We start from the raw sequence: 23759 nt of genomic DNA, 5'->3' as shown, positions 1-23759 counted from the left end.
GTCAGTTCAAGGCCCACGCAGCGACCGGGCTGGCGAGCAGGCTCAGTCCGGCCATGGTCAAGGCCAGGCGTGGGCGATAGGGCAACAACAGCACCAACGTCAGCGCACTGAGCATCAACACCGCGCACCAGTCGACCAGACCAAAACTCCAGCCCTTCATGGCAACCGCCGCCCACAGCGACAGCCCCAGCAACAGCCAGCCTGCGAGTTTCAAACCTTGCCGACGGCGAGTCGAAGGTTTGTGGCCCAGCAGTTCTTCATGATGCCGAGGCATCGCCAGGCACAGCGCGGTGAAAGCGCAATAACAGAGCAACAGCGCCAGCAGCATTCAGTTCGCTCCCTGCTCAAGGGTGATCGGCCGGGGCTTCTCGCGGGCTGGCTTTTGCACGTTGACGGTGTGTCCGGCGCGCTGCATTTTCCGGGCGGCCCAGGCGAGAAAGAGGCCGCCGCCCAGACACGTCAGGTCGAAACCGGCCAAAACCCAGTCGCCTTCAGGCACTGTCACACCTAGGTGATACGGGGAGGACAAACCGTTAAGAAGCGGAACCGCGATAAACAGTGCAGCCCCCAGCGACAGCTGTTCGACCCAGGCCTTGCGTCCCGGCCGCAACATCGCGTGCACCACGCTCAAGCCCCAGGCGATGAAAAACGCGTTCACTTCCCAATCGGCACGCCCGGCAAGATCCACCGGCAGCAGACGATTGGCCCAGAAGAACACGGCGACCGCCACCACCAGCCCGGCCATGCTGGCAATGTTCAGCACTTGCACCAGCCGCAACTCGAAGGGCATCACACCGGTCCTGGCGTGTTTGAGCTGACGCTTGCCGAGCCAGATCACCAGCCCGGTGCCAATCATCGCCGTGCCCGCCAGACCGCAGATGAAATACAGCCAACGCAACACCGGCCCGGCAAAGTGGCCCATGTGCAAACCGTAGAAACTGCCGGCAACCGCCATCGCCATTGGCTGATCGGGCGTTGTGCCAATGACTTCTCCGCTGACCCCGCTGAAGGTCACGGCGCTGCCGGAAACATTCACCACACGGTCGGAGCCCGCGCGGGACATCACCACCGAGGCATTGGCATCGCCCGGATTGTTCACGCTGATACGCCCGACACGCCCGCCCGACCATTGCTCGCTGGCCGCCAGCAACAGGGGCGCCAGCGGTGCCAGTGTCGCCGGTTGATTGGCCCGTTCGGGAATGCTGGATTCGGGAAAAACCTCGTCGTAAAACGCTCGAACGTTGTTGCCGTACGAAGCCAGAATGCTCGCCGGCATCACCATCGACATGAAGATCACCAGACTGCTGTAGGTGATCATCAGATGAAACGGCAACACCAGCACACCCACCGCGTTGTGCCCGTCGAGCCACGAACGCTGGCCCTTGCGCGGGCGGAAGGTGAAGAAGTCCTTGAAGATTTTCTTGTGGGTGATGATCCCGGTGATCAGCGCGACAAACATCACCATCGCGGCGATGGTCGAGAGCCAGCGGCCCCACGGATAAGGCATTTGCAGCTGGAAGTGGAATCGGTAGAAAAACTCGCCGCCCATGCTTTCCCGGGCCTGCACTTCGACACCGGTCTGCGCGTCGAGCGTCTTGCGGGTGAATGCGCCGCGTTCGCCGGGCTTGGCTGGCGTCTGCTGCCAGCCCACGCTCAGACCGGGATCGCGGGCGTCGGGCAGGCCAATGATCCAGCGCGAAGCGTCGGGGGCTTGTTGTTGCAGATACTGCTGGGCCAGCGTCAGGCTTTTTTCGGCATCCAATGGATGCGCGTGGATTTCCGGCTGCATCCAGTGAGTGGTTTCATCTTTGAAATAGGCCAGGGTTCCAGTCAGAAAAATCGCGAACAACAGCCAGCCGAAAACCAGCCCGGTCCATGTGTGAAGCCAGGCCATCGCCTGCCGGAAGCCCTCTTTCATGCCAGACCCAGACCGCGCGCAGCGCCGGACACGGTCGCCAGAATCACACTCGGCACCAGCAGACCGACCCACGCCGACCACGCCGTGCGACAAGCGAAACACCAGAGCACCGCCACCAGATAGACCAGGAACGAAACGGTCATGCCGGTCACCACCGCCTCGGCGCGGTTCAGCGGCAGCCACAACGTCAGCGTCACGCTGGCCAATGCCGCGACCAGATAGCCGCCGAACACCGCCGCGAGCACCCGCGAAGTGACGGCCAGACGATAGGACAGGGGAAGTGTGGCGAGTTTGGCTTTCATGTTTCGACCCTGAAACGGTTAACGCCCGGCCAACACGCCGGACGACAGGCGAGCAATATTAATGATAAATATTCTCATACGCAAAAGAGTCTGATTGCCGGACTTCACTGGCAGCCCTACAATGCGAACCATTCTTGTTCTCTAACGCATCCCGCATGCGCCCGGAGTGATGCCGTTGTCGTCCGCCCATCCTGTCGAATCGCTCTATCAGGCCCATCACAGCTGGCTCACCGGCTGGCTGCGGCGCAAACTCGGCTGCCCGGACAGCGCCGCCGATCTCGCTCAGGACACCTTCATCCGGGTGCTGACCGCCCGCGAGCCGCCAGTGATTATCGAACCGCGCGCATTCCTCACCACCCTGGCCAAGCGCGTGCTGTTCAACCATTACCGCCGCCAGGACCTGGAGCGCGCCTACCTCGACACCCTCGCGCAGATGCCGGAGATGGTCGCGCCTTCGGAAGAAGAGAAAGCCATCATCCTGCAAACCCTGATGGAGCTGGATCAGTTGCTTGATGGCCTGCCGCGCGTCGTCAAACGGGCATTTCTGCTGGCGCAGGTCGATGGCCTGACCTATCCGCAGATCGCCGCCGAACTGGGCATTTCCGTGGCCACGGTCAAACGTCATCTGAACAAGGCAGCGATGCGCTGCTACTTCGCCCTGTGAACCCGTCGATGGATTTTTCCGCGCAGGTCGCCGAACAGGCGGTGCACTGGTTGCTGGAAATGCAGCAGGGCCAATTGAGCCCGCGTCAGCAACAAGCCTGGCAACAATGGATCGATGCCCACAGCGAACACCGCCGCGCGTGGGAGCACATTCAACGGGTCAATTCGCGGCTGCGCGGATTGTCATCGCCACTGGCCCACGCCGCACTGAATGCGCCGAAGTCCGGCAGCCGTCGTCAGGCGCTGAAGTTGTTGCTGATTCTCGGCGCCGGTTCGGCGGTCACCTGGGGCATGCGCGAGCACAATCCGTTGCCATCGCTGCTGGCCGATTACCGCAGCCCGATTGGTCAGCGGCGCAAGATCTCGCTCGGCGCCGACGGCCAGTTGCAGCTCAACACCGCGAGCGCGGCGGATGTCCGGGGCGATGGTTTGATCCGTCTGCTCGAAGGCGAAATGCTGCTGACCGCCACGCAATCCTTCGACGTGCAAACCGCCCAAGGCGTGCTGAAAACCCAGGGCGCGCGAATAAACGTACGGCAGTTTGCCGACCGCACGCAGGTTGCACTGTTTGAAGGTCGGGTTGAACTGAACGTGCCAAGTCGCGCGCCGATGCTGCTGCCGGTCGCCCGACAACTGAGTTTCAGCACCACCGGCGTCAGCGTGGCAAAACCGCTGGACGCCAACAGTGGCGCCTGGGCCGACGGCATGCTGGTGGCCGCGCACATGCGCCTGGGCGACTTCCTCGACGAACTCGGTCGCTACCGTCGCGGGCAGCTCCATTGCGATGCGAAAGTGGCTGACCTGCTGATTTCCGGGACTTATCCACTGGACGACAGCGAGCGGATTCTCGATCTGCTGGAAATCAGCCTGCCGGTGAAAGTGAAGCGTTTTACTCGCTATTGGGTGACGGTCGAAGCCAAGGTTTGATCAGCCGTAAAAATAAATGAGCCGTTTTTCAGATCTGGCGTGACAGAGAAGGAAAGCCCCCTTGATTCAACCTTCTCAGGACCGTCCTCCATGCACCCCACCCGTCTCACGCCGCTGGCCCGAACCCTGCGCAACCTCGTCCTCGGCGCCAGCCTGAGCCTCAGCGCCCTGCCCCTTGCGCAAGCCGCCGATACCAAGGCTTATCACATCGCCCCGTCGACGCTGGAAAACGCCCTCAACCAGTTCGGCCGTGAAGCCGGCGTGCTGATCTCGTTCGGCTCGCAAGTCACCAGCGGTGTGCAAAGCCGTGGTCTGGAAGGCAACTACACAGCGGAACAAGGTCTGAACGCGCTGCTCGAAGGCACCGGCCTGCAAGCCCGCGCCGAGGGTGGCAATGCCTTCAGCCTGCAGCCGTCGAACGACAACGCCCTGGAGCTGGACACCTCGAAAGTGGTCGGCGACTGGCTGGGCGAGGCGGCGCAGGTCAACGTGTTCGAACATCCCGGTGCCCGTGACGTGATCCGCCGCGAAGAGTTCGAACGCCAGGGCGCGACCCAGGCCCGCGATGTGCTCAACCGCATTCCCGGCGTCAACGCCCCGGAAAACAACGGCACCGGCAGCCACGACATGGCGCTGAACTTCGGCATTCGCGGTCTCAACCCGCGCCTGGCCGCACGTTCGACCGTGTTGATGGACGGCATTCCGGTGCCCTTCGCCCCTTATGGCCAGCCGCAGTTGTCGTTCGCGCCGATCAGCATGGGCAACATGGACGCCGTGGACGTGGTGCGGGGCGGCGGCGCCGTGCGTTACGGCCCGCAGAACGTCGGCGGCGTGGTCAACTTCGTGACCCGGGCGATTCCGGACGAGCCGACCGTCAAGGGCGGTTTCCAGACTGAAACCAGTCCATCGTCCAGCCATGACGGCTTCAAGACCAGCGCCAACCTGCTGGCCGGCGGCACCAATGCCAACGGTCTGGGCGGCGCGTTGCTGTACTCCGGCACTCGCGGAGGCGACTGGCGTGAGCACAGCGATACAGAAATCGACGACCTGATCCTCAAGGGCAAATACCAACTCGACGAGGCCAACAGTTTCAACGCCATGGCCCAGTATTACGAAGGCAAGGCCGACATGCCCGGCGGCCTGAATGTCGCCGATTACGATGCCGATCCGTATCAGTCGACCCGGCCAAAAGACCAGTTCTGGGGCCGTCGCACGATGTTCAATGTCGGCTATCGCTATCAGGAAGACCGCCGCGAATTCACCGCCAATACCTTCTTCACCAAGACCCTGCGCAGCGGTTACCTGGATCAGGGCACGTTCCTGTCGCTGTCGCCGCGCGAGTATTGGGTGCGCGGTCTGGAAACCCGCTTCGCCCAAGGCTTCGACCTCGGCGCCACCAGCCATGAAGTCGGCGTCGGCTATCGCTACATCAACGAAGCCGGCCACGAACTGCGCTATCGCACGCCGATCAGCAGCAACGAATACCCGACCACCAACAGCCGCAATGACCGCGACACTCGCGGCGGCACCGAAGCCAATGCGTTCTTCGTCGATGACCGGATCGACATCGGCAAGTGGACGATCACCCCGGGCGTGCGCTACGAGATGATCGAGTCGCAACAGACCAACAATCTGACCAACGTCAAATACAAGGGCGACTACAACACCGCACTGCCGGCGTTGAACGTGCTGTATCACCTGACCGACAGCTGGAACCTGTACGCCAACACCGAGGGTTCATTCGGCAGCGTGCAATACAGCCAGATGCCCAACCGCGTGAGCAGCGGCGAAGTGAAACCGGAGAAGGCCCGCACCTGGGAAGTCGGCACCCGTTACGACAACGGCGCGCTGCGAGCGGAGATCGGCGCGTTCCTGATCAACTTCGACAACCAGTACGAAAGCAACCAGACCAATGATTCGGTGATCGCCCGTGGCGAAACCCGCCATCAGGGCATCGAGACCAGCGTCAATTACGCGCTGGATGACTTGAGCCCGGCACTGGCTGGTTTCGACGTGTACGCCACTTACGCCTATGTCGACGCGACCATCCGCGAAGACGGGCCGAACAAGGGCAATCGTGTGCCGTTCTCGTCGAAACACAAAGGCACGATCGGCGTCGGTTACACCGAAGGCCCGTGGAAGCTCAACCTGGACAGCAGCTTCCAGAGCGACCAGTTCGCCGACAACGCCAACACCTCCAAAGAAAGCGCCGACGGCAGCACCGGCAAGATCCCCGGTTACATGCTATTCAGCAGCCGCGCCGGTTATGACTTCGGCCCGCAACTGTCGGACCTGAACGTCGCGGTGGGGGTGAAGAACATCTTCAACACCCAGTACTTCACCCGCTCGTTCGATGACAACAACAAAGGAAAGTATGTCGGTGAGCCACGCACGGTATACGTGCAGACTTCCGTTGCGTTCTGACCCCTGCTGAAAACAGAAAGGGCCTGCAATTGCAGGCCCTTTCTCATTGGGTGGCTTGGAAAATCAGCGCATCAACTGTTGATCGCTGCCTGTTCGTTCTCGTCAAACTCTTCCGCCAACAGCTTGTCATTGGCTTTGCTTGTGAATGGCACCACAGCGGCTCGCGGTTTGCCGCGCAGTTTGCCAAACAGGTGCTCCAGCGCGTGCTCCAGTTTTTCGGCTGCACCATCGATCGCCTGTTCCAGCGAATCGGCTTTGTGGGTAACGGAAATCGGTTGATGGCCTTTTGGCCGCGCTTCCAGTTGGCAGCGCAAATCATGAGGACCTGGTTTGTCACCGTTCTCGTCGCTCAGATGGACTTCGACACGGGTCAGGTCTTCCTCATAACGGTCGAGCGTGCTCTCAATTGTGGTTCGTACCCACTCCTCCAGTCGTTTGCTGCTTTGAATATGGTTGTCGCTGTTGACTTGGATTTGCATAGTTCATCCCTTATTTCAGCTAGCTCGCAAGAGGCCTGGAACAGGATTTCGTGACCTCTTGATTACAACAATCGGCCCGCCGGACGAACATTTCAACCCCTTAAAAAAGATAAATATTCATTCGCAAAAAAAGCCGGACAACCGAGTAAAGCGCTGGTAAGGTCGGGAGTTGGGTCGCCCCGCCACCCCGAAAAATCTGCTCACAATTGGCCATCACCCAACGGGTGCAGGCTGCGAAAAATCCCCGCTTCTTCCACCAGCCAGTCATGCACCGCCCGTACGCCCGGATGGCTCAGGGCCCCCGGCGCATAAAGCAATACATAGCGCTTGTGATTGGGCACCGAAATCCCGAACGGCACGATCAATGTCCCCCGCTCCAGCTCGTCGTTGAGCAGCGTGCGCCGGGCAATCGCCACGCCCATGCCGGCAATCGCCGCTTCGATGGTCAGGTGGTTGCGATTGAACGTGTGCCCGCGCCGCACATCCGCGCCCTCGAAACCGATGGCATTGAGATAAAACTCCCACTCCGCGTATTCATAGCTGCCGCGCCAGGCGGTGATGTCGTGCAGCAGCGGGAAATGCACCAGATCCGCCGGCCCGTGCAGCGGCGGCCGTCCGCGCAGCAGGCCCGGTGCGCACACCGGGAAAATCTGCTCATCGAGCAAGGCTGTGGATAACAGTCCCGGATAACTGCCGTCGTTCAGGTCGATGGCCAGGTCGAAATCCCCTTCATGCAACGGCACGCTGCTGTCCTCGGCCACCAGCCGCAGCTGGATGTCCGGGTAACGCTGTTGCAGGCGTGGCAGGCGCGGGGTCAGCCACTTGCTGAGGAACGACGGAATCGAGCGCACTCGCAGAATCCCGCTGATCATCCCCGCGTCGAGGCGACGCAATTCCGCGTCGATGCTGCCGTAAGCCTCGTTGACCGTGATCGCCAGTCGCTGCCCTTCCGCGCTCAGCTCCACACCCCTTGCACGACGGTGGAACAGGCGAAAGCCCAGACGCTCTTCCAGTTGTCGGATTTGTTGGCTGACCGCCCCCGGCGTGATGTGCAGTTCTTCGGCACAACGGGTGAATGACAGGTGCCGCGCGGCACAGGAAAACACCTGCAGCCAGACGTAAGTCTGTGCATGCAATTGACGACTCATGGTTTAGTCCTGCTAAAGGCTTACTTAGGAAGTTTCGTTAGTCACGTTGAAGCGAGGTAGGCAGTATCGCCGACATTGCGCTTGTCCTACAAAAAATGGCAGCGATTCCTACTCCATTGCTTGTAAGGGTTTAGCATGGCTATCAGTGTTTTCGATCTATTCAAAGTCGGCATCGGCCCGTCCAGTTCCCACACCGTCGGCCCGATGCGCGCCGCCGCGACCTTCGCCCAGTCCCTGATCGACCAGCATTTGCTGAACGATGTGCAGCGGGTGGAAATCCGTTTGTACGGCTCGCTTTCGGCCACCGGCGTCGGCCATGCCACTGACCGCGCGACAGTCATGGGTTTGATGGGCGAATGGCCGGACAGCATCGATCCGTCGACCATCGAGCCGCGCATCCAGCACCTGCGCGAGACCGGCCAACTCTCTCTGGCCGGTAAACGCTCGATCACCTTCAACTGGCAGCACGATCTCCTGCTGCTGGACGAGAGCCTGCCCTACCACCCCAACGCCATGTCGCTGACAGCCTTCGGTGCATCCGGCCAACTGTTCGAGCAAACGTACTACTCGGTCGGCGGCGGTTTCATCATCGAAGCGGCCGAAGCCGAATCCGGTGTCGCGCCGGCCGGCGACGTCGAGTTGCCTTACGAATTCTCCAGCGCCGTCGAACTGCTGGCGCTGTGCAAGCAGCACAACCTGCGGGTGTCCGAACTGATGATGGCCAACGAACGGGCCTGGCGCAGCGACGCCGAGATCCGTCAGGGCCTGCTGCACATCTGGTCGGTAATGCGCGAGTGCGTCGAGCAAGGCCTGCGTCACGAAGGCGTCCTGCCCGGCGGTCTGAATGTTCCCCGCCGCGCTGCGAAATTGCACCGTAGCCTGCTGGAAATCGGCAAGCCGAACGTCATCAGTTCGACCCTGTCGGCGATGGAGTGGGTCAACCTGTTCGCCCTCGCCGTCAACGAAGAAAACGCTGCCGGCGGGCGCATGGTGACCGCGCCGACCAACGGTGCCGCCGGGATCATTCCTGCCGTTCTGCACTACTACATGAAATTCAATCCGGACGCGTCGGACGACGACGTGGTTGCGTTCTTTCTGGGCGCGGCAGCGGTCGGCATCCTGTGCAAGAAAAACGCCTCGATTTCCGGCGCCGAAGTCGGCTGCCAGGGTGAAGTCGGCTCTGCCTGCGCGATGGCCGCTGCGGGTCTGGCCGATGTGCTGGGTGCAACCCCGGAGCAACTGGAAAACGCCGCCGAAATCGGCCTGGAACACAACCTCGGCCTGACGTGCGACCCGGTTGGCGGGCTCGTACAGGTGCCGTGCATCGAGCGCAACGCCATCGCTGCGGTGAAGGCGATCAACGCCACGCAAATGGCCCTGCGCGGCGACGGCAAACACTTCATTTCTCTCGACCGGGTGATCCGCACCATGCGCGATACCGGCGCCGACATGCATGACAAATACAAAGAGACTTCACGGGGCGGCCTGGCCGTGAGCTGGGTGGAGTGCTGAGGAGCACTCCCTGAACGTCCGTAACACGTGAGCCCGAGCAAGAATAATAACGAGGCAAAAACGATGACCGATGTACGCACACCTGCTGCCGAAAATCCCGCTGTAGACCGCACACGCAATAACGAAACCGCCCACAAGGGCTGGAGCAAATTCGACACCACCTGGATGCTCGGTCTGTATGGCACCGCCATCGGCGCCGGCACTTTGTTTCTGCCGATCAACGCCGGTGTTGGCGGCTTCTGGCCGTTGCTGATCCTGGCGTTGCTGGCGTTCCCGATGACCTTCTTCGCGCACCGGGGCCTGACCCGTTTCGTGCTGTCGGGCCGTTCCGGTGACATCACCGAAGTGGTGGAAGAACACTTCGGCATCGGCGCCGGCAAACTGATCACGCTGCTGTATTTCTTCGCGATCTTCCCGATCCTGCTGGTGTACAGCGTGGCGCTGACCAACACCCTCAGCAGCTTCCTCGAACATCAATTGCACATCGCCCCACCGCCACGCGCGGTGCTGTCGCTGGCGCTGATCCTCGGCTTGATGGCCATCGTCCGCTGCGGTCAGAGCGTGATCGTCAAAGCCATGAGCGTGCTGGTCTATCCGTTCGTCGCCGCGCTGCTGTTGCTCGGCATCAGCCTGATTCCCAACTGGAACGGCGCATTCTTCGCCAGTGCTCAAGAACCGATGGAAATGTCGGTGTTCCTCAAGACCCTGTGGCTGGCGATCCCGGTGATGGTGTTCTCGTTCAACCATTCGCCGATCATTTCCGCGTTCGCGGTTGAGCAGAAACAGCGCTATGGCGAACAGGCCGAACGCAAGAGCAGCGGCATTCTCGCCATGGCTCACGGCATGATGGTGGTGACGGTGATGTTCTTCTGCTTCAGCTGCGTGCTGGCGCTGTCGCCGGCAGACCTGGCAGCGGCCAAGGCGCAGAACATTTCGATCCTGTCGTACCTGGCCAACCACTTCCAGACCCCGGTCATCGCTTACGCCGCGCCATTGATTGCGCTGGTGGCGATCACCAAATCCTTCCTCGGCCACTACATCGGCGCCAGCGAAGGCTTCCAGGGCATGATCGTCAAAAGCCTGCGCAGCCGTGGCCGGGTGATGTCGGCGAGCTGGCTGAACCGTGCGACCGCGCTGTTCATGATTCTCAGCTGCTGGGCCGTGGCGACCTTCAACCCGAGCATCCTCGGCATGATCGAAACCCTCGGTGGGCCGGTAATTGCCTGCCTGTTGTTCCTGATGCCGATGTACGCAATCCGCCGCGTGCCGGCCTTGCGCCAGTATTCGGGTCAGGTGTCGAACGTGTTCGTGGTGCTGATCGGCCTGATTGCACTGTCAGCGATCATCTACTCGGTTCTGCCCTGAAACGGGCCGTAAACGAAGAAGGCGAGCCAGTTGCTCGCCTTCTTTTTGGCCGGTTTCATTGTTCGACAATATTCCCGGCATGTCCCTTGCTACATCGCTGAAGGAGACAGGACCACGGAAAGGCCGATGGTCAGGTTTGGCGAACCAACCCGATCAAGGCCGGTCAACAACTGCACGTTCAATCAGGCGGTGACGCATCATGGACAATCCTTTTCAGATCATTACCGATGCCTTCGCGCCGGACTATCAGATCAACCTGAGCATTCAGGGGCTCGACGGCAGCATCATGCTGACCCTCTCCAAAAGCGGGCGGATCGTCGCCAAACGGATGATCAGCGCCGAACAGCGCAATGACCCCAAGCGCCTCAAACGCCTGGTGCAAAGCATTCAGTTCGGCATTGCCATCGAACAGGGCCACAGCGCCATGGCGGTACTCGACGCCATGACACGCGGCGACGCAATCACCCCGCCACCGCGCGGGGTCAAGCACCAGCCCCGGCCAGCCGCGGGCCTTTAGAGTTCGCCCTTCTCTACTTCCGGGTGTTCACTGGAGCCCGTGCCGATCTTGCGGTGCGGGTTCTCGATCTTCACCGAAGGGAATTGCGACGAGGCGTAACGCACCACCAGGATCGAGAACGCCAGCAGCAGAATCCCGCCGCACAGGTAGATGATGCCCATGTCCGGCGGATTGTGGTGCGAGACGTTGGAGATCAGCAGGCGCGTCAGTGCCGTGATCGCCACGTAGATCAGGAAGCGCACCGGCATGTGGTTGGTCTTGAAGTAAATCCCGACCATCGCCCCCAGTTCCAGATAGATGAACAGCAACAGAATGTCATCGATCTTGATGTGCCCTTCCTCGAGCATGCCGAGAAATTCCATCACCGCCGCCCATGCGGTTACCGCACCAATGGCGAACAGCGCCAGGTAGTGGAAGGTCTCGACGAACAGGTTGCCCAGGGACTCGGCCAGTTGATGCACGTTTTGCCGCAGTTTCTCGGCCCAGTTGATTTTCACGATGAAGGTTCCTTAGCCCGGTTCGAGCGGATGTTGCTTGCTGGACGTGACGGTTATTGCGCACGTACACAGATGCATGCAGAAAAGAGGCCACGCCATCATGGCGAGCCGCCGCGAAACCTGCGCCGTGGCGTTTGGTCGCACCTATGGGTAACCGTCAGGCTGACAAAATCCGAATCCGGTCTACATTGAAAAGCCACTACCCAAAGCGCAGGGATTCGCTTATCCTTTTCGCTGTATATAGATACAGTAGTCGCAAAGACAACTTAATGTGAAGGCATGTGAGGTGGTGAATGGCCGTCGAAGTGGTATACCGCAGCAGCCGAGATCTGGAGCGCTTGTTCATGGATAAAGCCGAAGCTGACCGTCATGACAAAATGCTCGAACTGGCCGAACTGTTGGCCGAAGTGTTGGAAAAAGCCGTTCCTTCGTTGAGCGAGCAGCAAGTGGAAGAAGTCGGGATCTTCATGGCGAAGAACCGCGATGTGTTCGCCCGGGCGTTCAAGAGCCAGCCTGATGCCCTGTCGGAGCTGATCAACGCACCGGCGGCACCGGTTGTGGCGACCGAAACGGCCGAAGTGGCCGAACCGGCAGAAGCGCCAGCCAAACCCGCCAAGGCAGCAAAGGCAGCGAAGTAATCGGCATCTGAATTGAAGCCTCTGAATTGAATAGCCCCTGAGTTGAAAGACTCAGGGGCTTTTTCATGTCCGGACAAACCTCAGCGGTACAACACCTTTTCCGCCAGCTCGTCTGCCACCCGCGCAGGTGAACGCTTTTCTGCCTGGGCGTGGGCGAAGACTTCGGTCAGGCGCGAACTGATCTTCGACAGGTGCGCGGTGATGGTCGTCAGTTCTTCGCCACGATGCTTGAGGGAAACGTAGATCAGCCCGCCGGCATTGATCACGTAATCCGGCGCATACAGGATGCCGCGCCGTTCCAGTTGATCGGCGACGTCCAGGTGCGTCAGCTGATTGTTGGCCGAGCCCGCCACCGCCGAGCAGCGCAACTGGGTGACCGTGTGGCTGTTGAGCACACCGCCCAGGCCGCACGGCGCGAGAATGTCGCACGGCGTACTGAGCAATGCGTCGTTGGCAATCGGGTGTGCGTTGAGCTGTTCCATCGCCAGTTGCACCTTGCCGTGGTCGATGTCACTGACCAGCAGTTCGGCACCGGCAGCGTGCAGCTGTTCAGCGAGGGCATAACCAACATTGCCCAGCCCCTGGATCGCCACGCGCAACCCTTCTAGGTTGTCGCTGCCCAGCCGCGCCATGGCCGTGGCGCGAATTCCGGTGAACACGCCCATCGCCGCATGCGGCGCCGGGTCGCCGGCGGAGGTGGTGCTGGTGACATGCTGGGTCTGCTGGGCAATGCAGTCCATGTCCGCCACCGAAGTGCCGCTGTCGATGGCGGTGATGTAGCGCCCGTCGAGCTGATCGATGCAACGACCGAACGCCTCGAACAGTGCGGCGCGGTTTTCCACATGGGCCGGCCGCACGATCACGGCCACCCCGCCACCCTGGGCGAGACCGGCCAGTGCAGCCTTGTAGCTCATGCCCTGGGCCAGGCGTATGGCGTCCTCGACTGCGGATTCGTCGTTCGGGTAGGCAAGATAACGACACCCGCCCAGGGCTGGCCCGAGGCGACTGTTATGAATGGCAATGACCGCCTTCAATCCGGACACCGGATCAACGCTAAGGTGCAGCGATTCCAGGCGAGTGCTTTGCATGAGAGCGAACATCGGCAGGCTCCCGAATCACTTCTGGTAGACGCCAGTATAGGCTTGCGCCTGAAAATTGCTGAAGCGCGCCGGAATAAGCGCCGCCACTGATCACCGGGTTGTGGCATAACCCGATGGCAGAGCGGCCTGGCACTGGACGAATGGCAAAGACGGGGCTAAAACGAGGCATGCCCCGGAGATTGAGATGAGTCCGCGCCAACGTTTTTTCGAATGTCTGCACCGTTCACCGCCCGCGCTGTTCGAAGCCGCGTTGTGGATGGCCGCCGAACACGACAAACAAGTCGATCCCGAAGCGCTGTTGCAGGAATTCAAGGAACTGCAACAGCGGGTCAGCTATGGCTTGCCGTTGCTGCCGGTCAGCGAACTGGCGCAACCTTTGTTGCGGCGGATGACCGATCTGGGCTTCGCGCAAGATGATTTCATACCGCTGCGTCCACAGGCCGCAATGGTGCACAAAGTCATGCAGACCAAACGCGGCCAGCCGCTGGCGCTGGCATTGATCGCTCTGGAACTGGCCCGTGGCCTGGAGATTCCGCTGGTCGGGGTGAACTTCCCCGGACATTTCCTGCTTAAGGTTCCCGGGGCCGATCACCTGCTCGATCCCTGCGGCGGACGGCGCCTGTATCCGAACGATTGCCGCGAACTGCTGCACCGCCAGTACGGCCACCAGATGAAACTCAGCGCCGACCATCTGCTGACTGCCGAACCGGTGCAGATGCTTCAGCGTCTGTCACGCAACCTGCGCCAGCTGCACCTGACCCACGACGACTTCATCGCGGCACTGATCGATGCCGAGCGCGTGCTCGAACTGGGCAATGCCAGCGCCGCCGACTACCTGGCCCGGGCCAGTCTGTACCAGCGCCTCGATTGCCCGAACGCCGAGCGTTTCGATCTGGAGCACGCGCTATTGCTCAGTGACGACCCGATTCAGCGACTTCGCCTGACGGAACGGCTGGGGCATCTGCCGCCGAACTCAGTCGTCCACTGAGCAGGGTAGTGGCTGGCGAACGCACCTGAATGATCAGCAACGCCGCAATCACCGCCGGAATCGCGCAGAAGAAGAAAATCTGCTCCACCGGAATGTGCATCGCCAACAACAGGCTGCCGAACAGCGGCCCGAGAATCGAGCCGAAGCGCCCTACCCCCAGCGCCCAACCGGTGCCGGTGGCGCGCACGTGTGCCGGATAGAAATTGCTGGCGAACGCATTGAGCGTCAGTTGCCCGCCGATGATGCAGAACCCTGCCGCGAACACACAGGCCACCAGATAGCGCGGGTTATCGTGATTCAGGCCCAGCAGGATCGTGCACACCGCCGCGCCAGCCAGCACACCGGACAGCAGCCTCACCTTGCTTTTCAACCGGTCGGCGAACCACGCCATGCAGATCGCCCCCAGCGTGCCGGCGAACAGGAACATCGACGTCACCAGATTCGCTTCGTTGAGCTTCAGGCCACTTTCCAGCAGCAGCGACGGCAGCCAGCTGATCATGAAATACAACAGGATCAGGCTGACGAAAAACGTGGCCCAGATCAGCAAGGTCGGGCGGGCGTAACCGTTGCGGAACAACTCCACCACGGTCAGTTTGCTGCCCTGCTCGCGTTCGTTCTGCTCAGCCGATGCGGCGGGCGGTTGCCAGTCCGGCAGCATCCGCGCGGTGACCTTGCGCAGGCGCGCATACGGTGGAGCGTCACGCAGCAGCCGAGGCAAGGATTCCGGCAGCATCCACCAGAGAAACGGAAACAACAGCAGCGGCGTGACACCACCGGCAAGGAACACCGCTTGCCAGCCGAAGCGGTCGATAAAACCCGCCGCGACAAAACCACCCGCCGCACCGCCGAATGAAAAGCCGCACGCCGCCAGCGTGACCATCAACGTGCGCAGGCGAGGCGGTGAATATTCCGACATCAAGGCCATGGCGCTGGGCATCGCGCCGCCCATGCCGATGCCGCAGATGAAGCGCGCGATCATCAGGGTATTCAGGGAATCGGCGAACACCATCAGCACGGTGAGGCTGGCGTAGATCAGCACACAGGCGAGCAGAATCCGTCGAACGCCAAAGCGGTCGGCCAGTGGCGTCACAGCAAGGGAGCCGAGGGTCAGCCCCAGCAGGTTGGCACTGAACACCGGGCCGAATGCGGATTTCTCCAGGCCCCAGTCCTGCGCCAGCGCCGGCACCACGTAACCGAGCACCTGGGCGTCATAGCCGTCGGTGACCAGCAGCAAGGCGAGAAGCATCAGGAGCAACCACTGAAAGCGGGACACAGGACGGGCGTCGAGTGCCGCCCGGAAGCTGGCAATCTGGTTGTGCATCGCAAGGTACCTGTTTTGTTTTTATGATTTTTTGGTCACAGCGCATATCGAGAGATCGTTCCCACGCTCCGCGTGGGAATGCATCCCGTGACGCTCCGCGTCACACTGGGCACAGAGCATCCTTGGCAGCACACCCACGCAGAGCGTGGGTGTGCTCAGTTATTTCGGCGTGTCCGGCTGATTCGCCGGATGCGCGACAATGAACGCTGGATGTTCCGCGGCCAGCGCCGCCACCCGACGAATCCGTGGATACGCCTCCAGCGAAACGTTGAACCGCTCGGCCGCGTACAACTGCGGAATCAGGTACACGTCCGCCACGCACGGCCACTCGCCGAAACAGAAGCCGCTGTCGCCGATCAACTGCTCGACCGTCGCCAGCCCCTGACTGATCCAGTGGCCGATCCACTCGGTCACCTGCGGCTCGTCATGCCCCAACCCGCGCAGGCGATTGAGCACGCTGACGTTGTGCAGCGGATGCACGTCGCAGCCGATCACCGCCGCCACGCCGCGCACCTGGGCGCGGGCAACGAGGTCTTCGGGCAGCAACGGCACCTGTGGATAACGTTCTTCCAGGTACTCGATGATCGCCGGCGACTGAATCAGCAGCTTGTCGTCATCAGTGCGCAAGGCCGGCACCCGGCCCTGGGGATTGATCGCCAGGTACGCCGGTTGCCGATGCTCGCCACCGGGCGGTGCGATCAGGTTGACCGGCAACGCCTGATAGTCGAGGCCCTTGAGTGCCAGCGCGATCCGCACCCGGTACGACGAGGTGGAGCGGTAATAGGTGTAGAGATCCATGAGCCGCTCCTGTCAGCGCGCCGCCAGCACGGTGCCACGGCATTCGCCGAAACCGATCGAGGCAAAACCTTCGCGGGCGCAGCGGGCGCGCAGGATGATTTCGTCGCCGTCTTCAAGGAATTTGCGCACTTCACCGGACGCCAGTTCAATCGGCTTTTTGCCGCCCTCGGTGATTTCCAGCAGGCTGCCGAACTGACCGTTTTCCGGGCCGGACAAGGTGCCCGAACCGAACAGGTCACCGGCTTGCAACTGGCAGCCGTTGACGCTGTGGTGCGCGACCATTTGCGCGACGGTCCAGTACATGTAGCGGGTGTTGCTCAGGGTCAGGCGATGGGCCGGCAGGTTCTGCTCGCGCATTTTTTCGGTGAGCAGCAGCACTTCCAGCTCAATGTCGAAACCACCGCCCTCCTGATCGCGTTTGTCGAGCAGGTACGGCAGCGGCTGCGGATCGCCTTGCGGACGCGCCGGTTGCGCGGTGCGGAATGGTGCCAGCGCTTCGGCGGTCACCACCCATGGCGAGACGCTGGTGATGAAGCTCTTGGACAGGAACGGGCCGAGCGGCTGGTATTCCCAGGCCTGGATATCACGGGCCGACCAGTCGTTGAGCAGACAGAAACCGGCGATGTGTTCAGCGGCGTCACCAATGGCGATCGGCTCGCCCATCTCGTTGCCCTGACCGATCCAGATCCCCAGTTCCAGCTCATAGTCCAGCCGTGCGCACGGGCCGAAGGTCGGCTCGGTCGCACCGGCTGGCAGGGTCTGGCCTTTCGGGCGGCGCACGTCGGCACCGGAGGCGCGCACGGTGGAGGCACGACCGTGGTAGCCGATCGGCACGTGTTTGTAGTTCGGCAGCAACGGGTTGTCCGGACGGAACAGTTTGCCGACGTTCTGCGCGTGTTCGATGCCGACGTAGAAGTCGGTGTAGTCGCTGATGCGCGCCGGCAGGTGCAGCTGGCAATCGGCAGCCAGCGGCAGCAGTTTTGCGCCCTGAGCTTCAATGTTGCCGCGGTGAGTGCTGCCTTCGCTGAACAGTTCCAGCAGACGTTCGCGCAGGGCAACGCGGGCATCGCGTCCGAGCTCGAAGAAGGCGTTCAGCTGACCGCCGTGCATGGCTTCGACTGCACTGCGCGCGGCGCCGTCGAACAGACCGGCCTCCAGCGCCACTTGCAGATCGAAGATATGTTCACCAATCGCCACGCCGGCGCGCGGTGCCGAGCCATTGGTGCTGAACACGCCCAGCGGCAGGTTCTGCAGCGGGAATTCGGTGTGGCCGTTGGCCGAAGCGACCCAACTGCGGGTGATGGAATTCTGAGTCATGGGTTATCTCCGGGTCGGGTCGAACGTGGCGGGCAGCGTGGCCCAGCAGGCGTCGTAAGTGGATTGCAATTGCGGGCAGTCGAGGGCGAAACGGCTTGGGCGCAGCACCTGGCTGGTCTCGAACATGAAGGCCATGGTGTTGTCGATCTTCGCCGGTTTGAGGTCCGCGTTGATGGCTTTGGTGCAGGTCTCGCCGTCCGGGCCGTGGGCGCTCATGCAGCTGTGCAGCGATGCACCGCCGGGCAGGAAGCCTTCGGCTTTGGCGTCGTACTCGCCCTGGATCAGGCCCATGAATTCGTTCATCAGGTTGCGGTGGAACCACGGCGGACGGAAGGTGTTCTCGGCCACCATCCAGCGCGGCGGGAAGATCACGAAGTCGAGGTTGGCCAGACCGTGGACGCTGGTCGGCGAGGTCAGCACGGTGAAGATCGACGGATCCGGGTGATCGAAACTGACGGTGCCGATGGTGTTGAAGCGGCGCAGGTCATATTTGTACGGCACGTTGTTGCCGTGCCAGGCGACCACGTTCAGCGGCGAGTGATTGAGTTCGGTGCCCCACAACTGGCCGAGGAATTTCTGCACCAGGGTGGTTGGTTTTTGCAGGTTTTCGTAGGCGGCGACCGGGGTCAGGAAATCCCGCGGATTGGCCAGACCGTTGCTGCCGATCGGTCCCAGATCCGGAAGACGCAACGGCGCGCCATGGTTCTCGGCGACATAACCGCGCGCTTGCGGATCGAGCAGTTCGACACGGAATTTCAGGCCCCGTGGCAGCACGACGATTTCCAATGGCGCCACTTCCAGCACACCCAGTTCAGTGGCGATGCGCAGGCGCCCCAGTTGCGGCACCAGCAGCAGCTCGCCGTCGGCGTTGAAGAAAACACGCTCCATCGAGCGGTTGGCGCAGTAGTGATAGATGCTGATGCCGGCCGGTTTTTCGGCCGCGGAATTGGCCGCCATGCTGACCAGACCGTCGATGAAATCGGTCGGTTCGGCCGGGATCTCCAGCGGGTTCCAGCGCAGGCGATTGGGGGTCACTTCACCCAACGGGCCGCCCGCCAGTTGCCGCTCCAGTTTGACGAATGCCGGGTGATTGGCCGACGGCTGGATCCGGTACATCCAGGTGCGCCGCGCTTCGCTGCGAGTCATGGTGAACGCGGTGCCGGAGAACAGTTCGGTGTACAGACCGTACGGGGCTTTCTGCGGGGAGTTCTGGCCGACGGGCAGTGCGCCGGGCAACGCTTCGGAGCTGAATTCGTTGCCGAAACCGGACTGGTAAGCCAGGGCTGAATCGAGGTTCATGGAGCCTCCTGAACAGGGAGTCGGCATGGCCGGACGCTCTGGATCGGAGGTCTTGGCACGCCGGGGTTATTTTTATCGTAATTCAATTACGCATAACGTAATTTGCTCGCTATCGAGCGTCAAGCTATAAAGACGCCCATTCGTTCCGGGACACGGCAGCACCATGGAAAAAACCAGCGACAGCAACGGCAAACAGAAAGTCCGCTCCGCCGAAGTCGGCACCGACATCCTCAAGGCTCTGGCCGAGTTGTCGCCGTCCACTTCGCTGTCGCGTCTGGCCGAACATGTGCAGATGCCGGCGAGCAAGGTCCACCGTTATCTGCAGGCCTTGATTGCCTCGGGCTTTGCCGAACAGAACACCGCCACCAACCACTACGGTCTCGGCCGTGAAGCGTTGCGGGTGGGTCTGGCCGCTCTCAACAGTATGGACGTGCTGAAAGTCGCCGCCCTGCCGCTGGCCGAGTTGCGCGACGAACTCAACGAAACCTGTTTCCTGGCGGTGTGGGGCAATCAGGGCGCGACCGTGGTGCACATCGAACCGGCGGTGCGCGCGGTGACGGTGGTGACGCAACTGGGCTCGGTGTTGCCGCTACTCAGTTCCTCCACCGGCCTGGTGTTCGGCGCTTACCTGCCGCACCGGGAAACCGACGAATTGCGAGAGCAGGAAATCGCCGTCGGCGGCCATCCGCTGGCGGACGAAAAAGCTTATGAGGCATTGTGCGAACAGATCCGCGAACGCGGTCTGCATCATGTCCACGGCTTGCTGATGCCCGGCGTCGATGCCCTGTCGGCTCCGGTGTTCAACGCCCCCGGCCAGGTCGCTGCGGTATTGACCATCGTCGGCCCGACATCGTTGTTCCACGCCGACGAAAACGGCCCGGCGGCGCAGCGGTTATTGGCTGCGACGCGGGCCGTGAGTTGGCGGATGGGTTATCAGCCAGATTGACGAGGCAAGGGGTCAGCCGATGATTCGGGTTTTACTGTCCGCGATCACGTAGGGAGAAGCCACGGCGGTGACATATCCAATCCCCACCGGCACCCCGGTCACGGTCGACACGATCTCGGAAACATCCTTGACTCGCGACAGCAGCCCCACCGCCGAAACAGATCCGCCAACGCCTGCCACAATTCCCACATACAAGAGAATGGAGCTTCTCCACGCCGAGGCGAGATGGTTCTTGCCGGCTTTGTCATCTCCCAGACTGTAGGCAACGATGCCCTGGACGATCGAACGTGTGATGCGCACGATGCTGCTCACCAATCCCACCGGCGGGACAAACAGCGAGACGATATCCACCGCAAGCTCGGTGATCACCATGACCGTGTTCCAGAATCGCTCGGCAGGTGTGGTGGTTTGATAGTCAACGTCGCTGAGCACACGGGAAATCATGCTGTCGAATTCGAACTTGAAATGGGTCACGGCATAACTGTTGTCCAACGCAGGGACAGGGAGAGCGCCTGAAGCATTTTGGCAGCGAATGACAAAGTTCTGTACGACACCCCTGTGTTCGAGCCTGGTCAGTGCAATGACGTGATTTCCCAGGTCGGCGTCCTTGAGCCCCAGTGTCAAGGATTCGAGCGGGCGGAAACTCAGCCCGTCCGGAGCCTTCGGAATATAGGCCAGCAGCTGCAGCTTCCCTGCCACCCGGCGTCCAAACGTATAAGCGCCCTCGATGCGTCGCCCTTCAAGAACCAGCGTGTAGATACCCTCCTGCGGGGTAGTGCCCGGCTTGAACGGTTCCACTTGATGAGGACGGTCATGATCGAGCCCGTCGACCAGTCCCGCCAGCCAATTGAACTGTTCGGAGGACAGAGAGCCCTGCATCTTCTGAGTCAATGCGGCCCTGAGCATTTCGTTCTGCTTGAGCTTGCAGAACAGTTTCGCCTTGAGATCCAGCGACGGGCCGTTGGCAAAGCGGTCGACCAGATGCCACTCATACATCATGCCCGGCCGCAAGCCGATCAACGATTTGACGACCGTCGCATTCAGATTTCCCAGTGAAGAACCATCCCTGGAGACGAATGCCACCTGATCATCACCAGGCCAAAGCTGCCATTGAATGAAGAGCTGGGTAAGCGTCATCCAGTCCTGCCCTTTCACCTTGACATTAACGCGATCAGGATCGATCAAGGGGTGGTTCGGGTCAGAACGACGCAGGTGACTGTTCAACCGTTCCATCACCTGGTCTCGCGAATAAGAAACCAGCGTGGGGATATTCAGCTCGTCTTTCGACAGTTCGTAGAGCGCCTTGAAATCCGTGTTCACTCGGGTAAGCATCTCGCGATCCCGCGACGCCGCATTCCTGTACCAGACGGGCGTGGCCACCTGTTCCTCAGCGATTTCCCAATCGATGATTTCATGGATGGCCCCCATCAGTGGCCCTTCACCGTGCCCCCGAGTCCACTCGACCAGGGTGACTCCACCCCACCACCTCGGTTCAAACACAGGGCCTGGCTCGACATAAGAAAGCTCGTCTTTCACGAAAGCTGCGCGATCCTTGCTGAAAGCCTGAGCGGTCAGGAATTCACGATCACGTGGCTCGAACCCCCAGGAGATGAACTGTCGTTTCAATCCGGTCAGATCGGAGAATTCGTACCATTGCTGCCCGGTCGGGGCACCCGGCGCATACAGCACATGTAGCTGGAGGTCTGGCGCAGCCCCCCTTGCACGAAACGCAATCATGTCCTTGAACGGCTTGTAGTATTGACGAAACGCAACGCCAAACGCTTCGACTCCCGGATCGCCATGCAGATACCGCTGCACCATATTCTGCCCTTGCGGGCCGATGTGTTTTTGCAGGACGGCGGCGAAGTGGCTGAGCGCAATTTCCTGCCCCAGGACTTCGCGCATGGCTTCGCGAATCCGTGCCTGTGCGAAACGCTGATTGCGTTGATTGGCATATTGCAAACGCAGATCAAACTGGCGGATGGCGAGTTCGATACTCGAAGCCGTCAGTCGAGGATTGGTGTGAAAGGCTTCGAGCTTGATCGTGTAGGGAGCCGCCGTGTCATGCACGCCGTACATGAACAACTGAGTCAGGGTTTTACGCTCGACATGTTCAATACGCCGAGTGCCCATACGCAAAGAATATTCCACTGTTACCCAGACAGTATCAGGGTCCACTCGCCGGGTATCGCCCGCGCTGATGTGGGTTTCGACAACTCCGCGCACGTAGTCCTGAAAAGAAGATACTCCCCCCAGGGCCTCATGCAGGCTCACCTGCCCCCTGAGCAGTTCCTTTTCCAGAGAAGCGAATACTTCCTGATGGTTGGCGGTGGCATCTTTCAACCATTGCGGCCGGGCGTTTCGGTTCATCAGGGCCAGTAGTCTCGCGACCCGCCCCCGGGCAGCGTCGATGACTGCCTGCTGCTGAAGGGTGCTCTCGACCGAACGCACGAGAGCAGGCCGATCCCCGCCCGGCGCCTGTAACCGGCGAAGATGGTAAGCAACGTCGCGCTGTTGTTTTTCAAGAAGCTGGGCGGTGAGAGTCTGGAAGATTTCGCCTTGAATGTTCAGGTAACGGATATCCGGAACGCTGCCGAGCTGCTCGGCATCTTCCTGTGAAAGGCTCCCGAGCAGTTGTGCCCGGGTTTCTGCATTGCCCAGGCGTTGCTGCAACGCTTGATGCATCAAGGTGGGTGTGCGGAATGTTTCCAGGCCGTTCACGGAAGTGTAGAGGACAACCCATTCGTCATCGTCCAGAACCAGTTCGGGGATAGAGCGCCCCGAAAGGTACGTGACAAAGCAGCCGGCGAGCGTTGCGAATCGACCGTTTTCCAGTTGCAGTGAAAGACTGTAGGCCGGAGTCAAAGATGTGCCCTTGATGAAAACGGCATAGCTTTCCTCTACCTCCGGCCGAACGCCTTGCATCTGCACCGTCGCGCCCAATTCCTGCCAGAACAGCGCTGCATAGGCATCCTGCAACTGACGACTGCGCGAAGCCAGCTCACGCCCCAGACCGTCCTTCCCCGAAGATGCAGCCCAGTATTGCGCCAGCAAAGGCGTGTACTTCTGCGCCAGCGATCCGAGCACATTACCGATCAACGAACCGACGGCTACTACATCCAGCCCTTCAATCCGGTCCTCTTCATCCGTGGAGTCAGGCCAATCGTAGACGCCGTACAGACTGGCGTCATAGACGGGCGCATTGCCGGACACCAGGCACTGCATGAACACGTCCATCAACAACCCGGTCGGTTGTGGATTCGCAATCTCTGAATGCTGGGCGGTAATGTAAGTTTTGCTGATATAAATATTCGGTGATAACTGTTGAAGTTCCTTTAACACCAAATCCTGCAAAAGCGATTTGAACGACGGTAGTGCACCCAGCAAACCTTCCAGGTCGTACCTGCGCTTATTGATTTCACTCAGATGTTTTTCCGCCGACAACCTTCCAACTGCATTCATGACAAAACTCCGTTATTACACAGGATAACCAGACGACAAAACATCGTCCAAGCCGTGCAAACAACTTAACCGGAGCAAAACCAATAAAAAACCCACCGTCCTTTGCAAGACATTTAAAAGATTAAACTTAAAAAAAAC

The 23759-nt window shown here is 60.8% G+C and carries 20 protein-coding genes and 1 pseudogene; 9 read left to right on the top strand and 12 right to left on the bottom strand.

The window, feature by feature from the left end:
* Position 1: 1 nt before the first annotated feature.
* From ACM6JM_RS16470 to ACM6JM_RS16460, 3 genes are read right to left on the bottom strand one after another with little or no spacing between them, the layout of a single operon-like run.
* Positions 2-328 (bottom strand): DUF3325 domain-containing protein, encoded by a 327-nt coding sequence (locus ACM6JM_RS16470; RefSeq protein WP_074691728.1) that lies wholly within the window; start codon positions 326-328, stop codon positions 2-4.
* Entirely contained in the window at positions 329-1918 is a 1590-nt protein-coding gene (locus tag ACM6JM_RS16465) for a PepSY-associated TM helix domain-containing protein (RefSeq protein WP_414882222.1), read from the bottom strand.
* On the bottom strand, positions 1915-2220 hold the full coding sequence (locus ACM6JM_RS16460; RefSeq protein ID WP_039769401.1) for a DUF3649 domain-containing protein: 306 nt from the start codon (positions 2218-2220) through the stop codon (positions 1915-1917). Before ACM6JM_RS16460 ends, ACM6JM_RS16465 begins: the two co-directional genes overlap by 4 nt.
* A gap of 175 nt (positions 2221-2395) precedes the next feature.
* Here ACM6JM_RS16460 and ACM6JM_RS16455 point away from each other — a divergent pair, with 175 nt between their 5' ends.
* The 3 genes from ACM6JM_RS16455 (at position 2396) to fecA (ending at position 6234) form a co-directional block, all read left to right on the top strand.
* Positions 2396-2884 (top strand): sigma-70 family RNA polymerase sigma factor, encoded by a 489-nt coding sequence (locus tag ACM6JM_RS16455; protein ID WP_039769707.1) that lies wholly within the window; start codon positions 2396-2398, stop codon positions 2882-2884.
* 8 nt (positions 2885-2892) lie between these two features.
* A complete protein-coding gene (locus ACM6JM_RS16450) occupies positions 2893-3810 on the top strand; it encodes a DUF4880 domain-containing protein (RefSeq protein WP_414882221.1) in 918 nt (305 codons plus the stop codon).
* A 90-nt stretch (positions 3811-3900) separates the two neighbouring features.
* Positions 3901-6234: a TonB-dependent Fe(3+) dicitrate receptor FecA gene (fecA, locus tag ACM6JM_RS16445; RefSeq protein ID WP_103385686.1), complete on the top strand. Its 2334-nt coding sequence runs from the start codon at positions 3901-3903 to the stop codon at positions 6232-6234.
* A 71-nt stretch (positions 6235-6305) separates the two neighbouring features.
* Here fecA and ACM6JM_RS16440 read toward each other — a convergent pair whose 3' ends face one another.
* Positions 6306-6713, bottom strand: coding sequence for an HPF/RaiA family ribosome-associated protein (locus ACM6JM_RS16440; RefSeq protein WP_011332524.1), 408 nt, complete (start codon positions 6711-6713; stop codon positions 6306-6308).
* Between the two features lie 200 nt (positions 6714-6913).
* Positions 6914-7861 (bottom strand): LysR substrate-binding domain-containing protein, encoded by a 948-nt coding sequence (locus ACM6JM_RS16435; RefSeq protein ID WP_011332523.1) that lies wholly within the window; start codon positions 7859-7861, stop codon positions 6914-6916.
* Between the two features lie 135 nt (positions 7862-7996).
* On the opposite strand from ACM6JM_RS16435, the gene ACM6JM_RS16430 reads away from it, so the two are divergent.
* The 3 genes from ACM6JM_RS16430 to ACM6JM_RS16420 all read left to right on the top strand — a co-directional run bounded on the left by ACM6JM_RS16430 (position 7997) and on the right by ACM6JM_RS16420 (position 11255).
* Positions 7997-9373, top strand: coding sequence for an L-serine ammonia-lyase (locus tag ACM6JM_RS16430; protein ID WP_414882220.1), 1377 nt, complete (start codon positions 7997-7999; stop codon positions 9371-9373).
* Between the two features lie 63 nt (positions 9374-9436).
* A complete protein-coding gene (locus tag ACM6JM_RS16425; RefSeq protein WP_207985071.1) occupies positions 9437-10738 on the top strand; it encodes an HAAAP family serine/threonine permease in 1302 nt (433 codons plus the stop codon).
* 199 nt (positions 10739-10937) lie between these two features.
* Positions 10938-11255, top strand: coding sequence for a DUF3509 domain-containing protein (locus tag ACM6JM_RS16420; protein ID WP_064382489.1), 318 nt, complete (start codon positions 10938-10940; stop codon positions 11253-11255).
* On the opposite strand, the gene ACM6JM_RS16415 is transcribed toward ACM6JM_RS16420, so the two are convergent.
* On the bottom strand, positions 11252-11752 hold the full coding sequence (locus tag ACM6JM_RS16415; RefSeq protein WP_007957255.1) for a phosphate-starvation-inducible protein PsiE: 501 nt from the start codon (positions 11750-11752) through the stop codon (positions 11252-11254). The genes ACM6JM_RS16420 and ACM6JM_RS16415 overlap by 4 nt on opposite strands.
* Positions 11753-12045: 293 nt before the next feature.
* Between ACM6JM_RS16415 and ACM6JM_RS16410 the strand changes: the two are divergent.
* Positions 12046-12303: pseudogene (locus ACM6JM_RS16410) on the top strand (YebG family protein); the annotation flags it as partial.
* A gap of 167 nt (positions 12304-12470) precedes the next feature.
* Here ACM6JM_RS16410 and ACM6JM_RS16405 read toward each other — a convergent pair.
* Entirely contained in the window at positions 12471-13490 is a 1020-nt protein-coding gene (locus tag ACM6JM_RS16405; RefSeq protein ID WP_011332519.1) for a Glu/Leu/Phe/Val dehydrogenase family protein, read from the bottom strand.
* 184 nt (positions 13491-13674) lie between these two features.
* On the opposite strand from ACM6JM_RS16405, the gene ACM6JM_RS16400 reads away from it, so the two are divergent.
* Positions 13675-14478, top strand: a complete 804-nt coding sequence (locus tag ACM6JM_RS16400) for a SirB1 family protein (RefSeq protein WP_134334051.1) — start codon at positions 13675-13677, stop codon at positions 14476-14478.
* On the opposite strand, the gene ACM6JM_RS16395 is transcribed toward ACM6JM_RS16400, so the two are convergent.
* The 4 genes from ACM6JM_RS16395 to hmgA form a co-directional block, all read right to left on the bottom strand.
* A complete protein-coding gene (locus tag ACM6JM_RS16395) occupies positions 14402-15799 on the bottom strand; it encodes an MFS transporter (protein ID WP_414882219.1) in 1398 nt (465 codons plus the stop codon). The two genes, ACM6JM_RS16400 and ACM6JM_RS16395, sit on opposite strands and share 77 nt — an antisense overlap.
* Positions 15800-15958: 159 nt before the next feature.
* Positions 15959-16597 (bottom strand): maleylacetoacetate isomerase, encoded by a 639-nt coding sequence (maiA, locus tag ACM6JM_RS16390; protein WP_039769384.1) that lies wholly within the window; start codon positions 16595-16597, stop codon positions 15959-15961.
* Positions 16598-16609: 12 nt separating this feature from the next.
* On the bottom strand, positions 16610-17914 hold the full coding sequence (gene fahA, locus ACM6JM_RS16385; protein ID WP_163974052.1) for a fumarylacetoacetase: 1305 nt from the start codon (positions 17912-17914) through the stop codon (positions 16610-16612).
* Between the two features lie 3 nt (positions 17915-17917).
* Positions 17918-19213, bottom strand: a complete 1296-nt coding sequence (hmgA, locus tag ACM6JM_RS16380) for a homogentisate 1,2-dioxygenase (protein WP_414882218.1) — start codon at positions 19211-19213, stop codon at positions 17918-17920.
* A 163-nt stretch (positions 19214-19376) separates the two neighbouring features.
* Here hmgA and ACM6JM_RS16375 point away from each other — a divergent pair, with 163 nt between their 5' ends.
* Positions 19377-20159 (top strand): IclR family transcriptional regulator, encoded by a 783-nt coding sequence (locus tag ACM6JM_RS16375; protein WP_074691761.1) that lies wholly within the window; start codon positions 19377-19379, stop codon positions 20157-20159.
* A 12-nt stretch (positions 20160-20171) separates the two neighbouring features.
* Here ACM6JM_RS16375 and ACM6JM_RS16370 read toward each other — a convergent pair whose 3' ends face one another.
* Positions 20172-23621: a dermonecrotic toxin domain-containing protein gene (locus ACM6JM_RS16370; protein WP_414882217.1), complete on the bottom strand. Its 3450-nt coding sequence runs from the start codon at positions 23619-23621 to the stop codon at positions 20172-20174.
* Positions 23622-23759 lie beyond the last annotated feature (138 nt).

It is taken from the genome of Pseudomonas sp. IT-P2 (assembly GCF_949767575.1).
Classification (GTDB): domain Bacteria; phylum Pseudomonadota; class Gammaproteobacteria; order Pseudomonadales; family Pseudomonadaceae; genus Aquipseudomonas; species Aquipseudomonas pharyngis.
The sequence above is the reverse complement of the archived record's forward strand: the minus strand, read 5'-3'. Positions and strand labels throughout refer to the sequence as shown.

Bases quoted from the DNA above. Each gene is read 5' to 3' on its own strand.
- ACM6JM_RS16470 (WP_074691728.1), bottom strand. From the start codon at position 328: ATGCTGCTGGCGCTGTTGCTCTGTTATTGCGCTTTCACCGCGCTGTGC.
- ACM6JM_RS16465 (WP_414882222.1), bottom strand. From the start codon at position 1,918: ATGAAAGAGGGCTTCCGGCAGGCGATGGCCTGGCTTCACACATGGACC.
- ACM6JM_RS16460 (WP_039769401.1), bottom strand. From the start codon at position 2,220: ATGAAAGCCAAACTCGCCACACTTCCCCTGTCCTATCGTCTGGCCGTC.
- ACM6JM_RS16450 (WP_414882221.1), top strand. From the start codon at position 2,893: ATGGATTTTTCCGCGCAGGTCGCCGAACAGGCGGTGCACTGGTTGCTG.
- fecA (WP_103385686.1), top strand. From the start codon at position 3,901: ATGCACCCCACCCGTCTCACGCCGCTGGCCCGAACCCTGCGCAACCTC.
- ACM6JM_RS16440 (WP_011332524.1), bottom strand. From the start codon at position 6,713: ATGCAAATCCAAGTCAACAGCGACAACCATATTCAAAGCAGCAAACGA.
- ACM6JM_RS16435 (WP_011332523.1), bottom strand. From the start codon at position 7,861: ATGAGTCGTCAATTGCATGCACAGACTTACGTCTGGCTGCAGGTGTTT.
- ACM6JM_RS16430 (WP_414882220.1), top strand. From the start codon at position 7,997: ATGGCTATCAGTGTTTTCGATCTATTCAAAGTCGGCATCGGCCCGTCC.
- ACM6JM_RS16425 (WP_207985071.1), top strand. From the start codon at position 9,437: ATGACCGATGTACGCACACCTGCTGCCGAAAATCCCGCTGTAGACCGC.
- ACM6JM_RS16420 (WP_064382489.1), top strand. From the start codon at position 10,938: ATGGACAATCCTTTTCAGATCATTACCGATGCCTTCGCGCCGGACTAT.
- ACM6JM_RS16405 (WP_011332519.1), bottom strand. From the start codon at position 13,490: ATGTTCGCTCTCATGCAAAGCACTCGCCTGGAATCGCTGCACCTTAGC.
- ACM6JM_RS16400 (WP_134334051.1), top strand. From the start codon at position 13,675: ATGAGTCCGCGCCAACGTTTTTTCGAATGTCTGCACCGTTCACCGCCC.
- ACM6JM_RS16395 (WP_414882219.1), bottom strand. From the start codon at position 15,799: ATGCACAACCAGATTGCCAGCTTCCGGGCGGCACTCGACGCCCGTCCT.
- maiA (WP_039769384.1), bottom strand. From the start codon at position 16,597: ATGGATCTCTACACCTATTACCGCTCCACCTCGTCGTACCGGGTGCGG.
- fahA (WP_163974052.1), bottom strand. From the start codon at position 17,914: ATGACTCAGAATTCCATCACCCGCAGTTGGGTCGCTTCGGCCAACGGC.
- hmgA (WP_414882218.1), bottom strand. From the start codon at position 19,213: ATGAACCTCGATTCAGCCCTGGCTTACCAGTCCGGTTTCGGCAACGAA.
- ACM6JM_RS16375 (WP_074691761.1), top strand. From the start codon at position 19,377: ATGGAAAAAACCAGCGACAGCAACGGCAAACAGAAAGTCCGCTCCGCC.
- ACM6JM_RS16370 (WP_414882217.1), bottom strand. From the start codon at position 23,621: ATGAATGCAGTTGGAAGGTTGTCGGCGGAAAAACATCTGAGTGAAATC.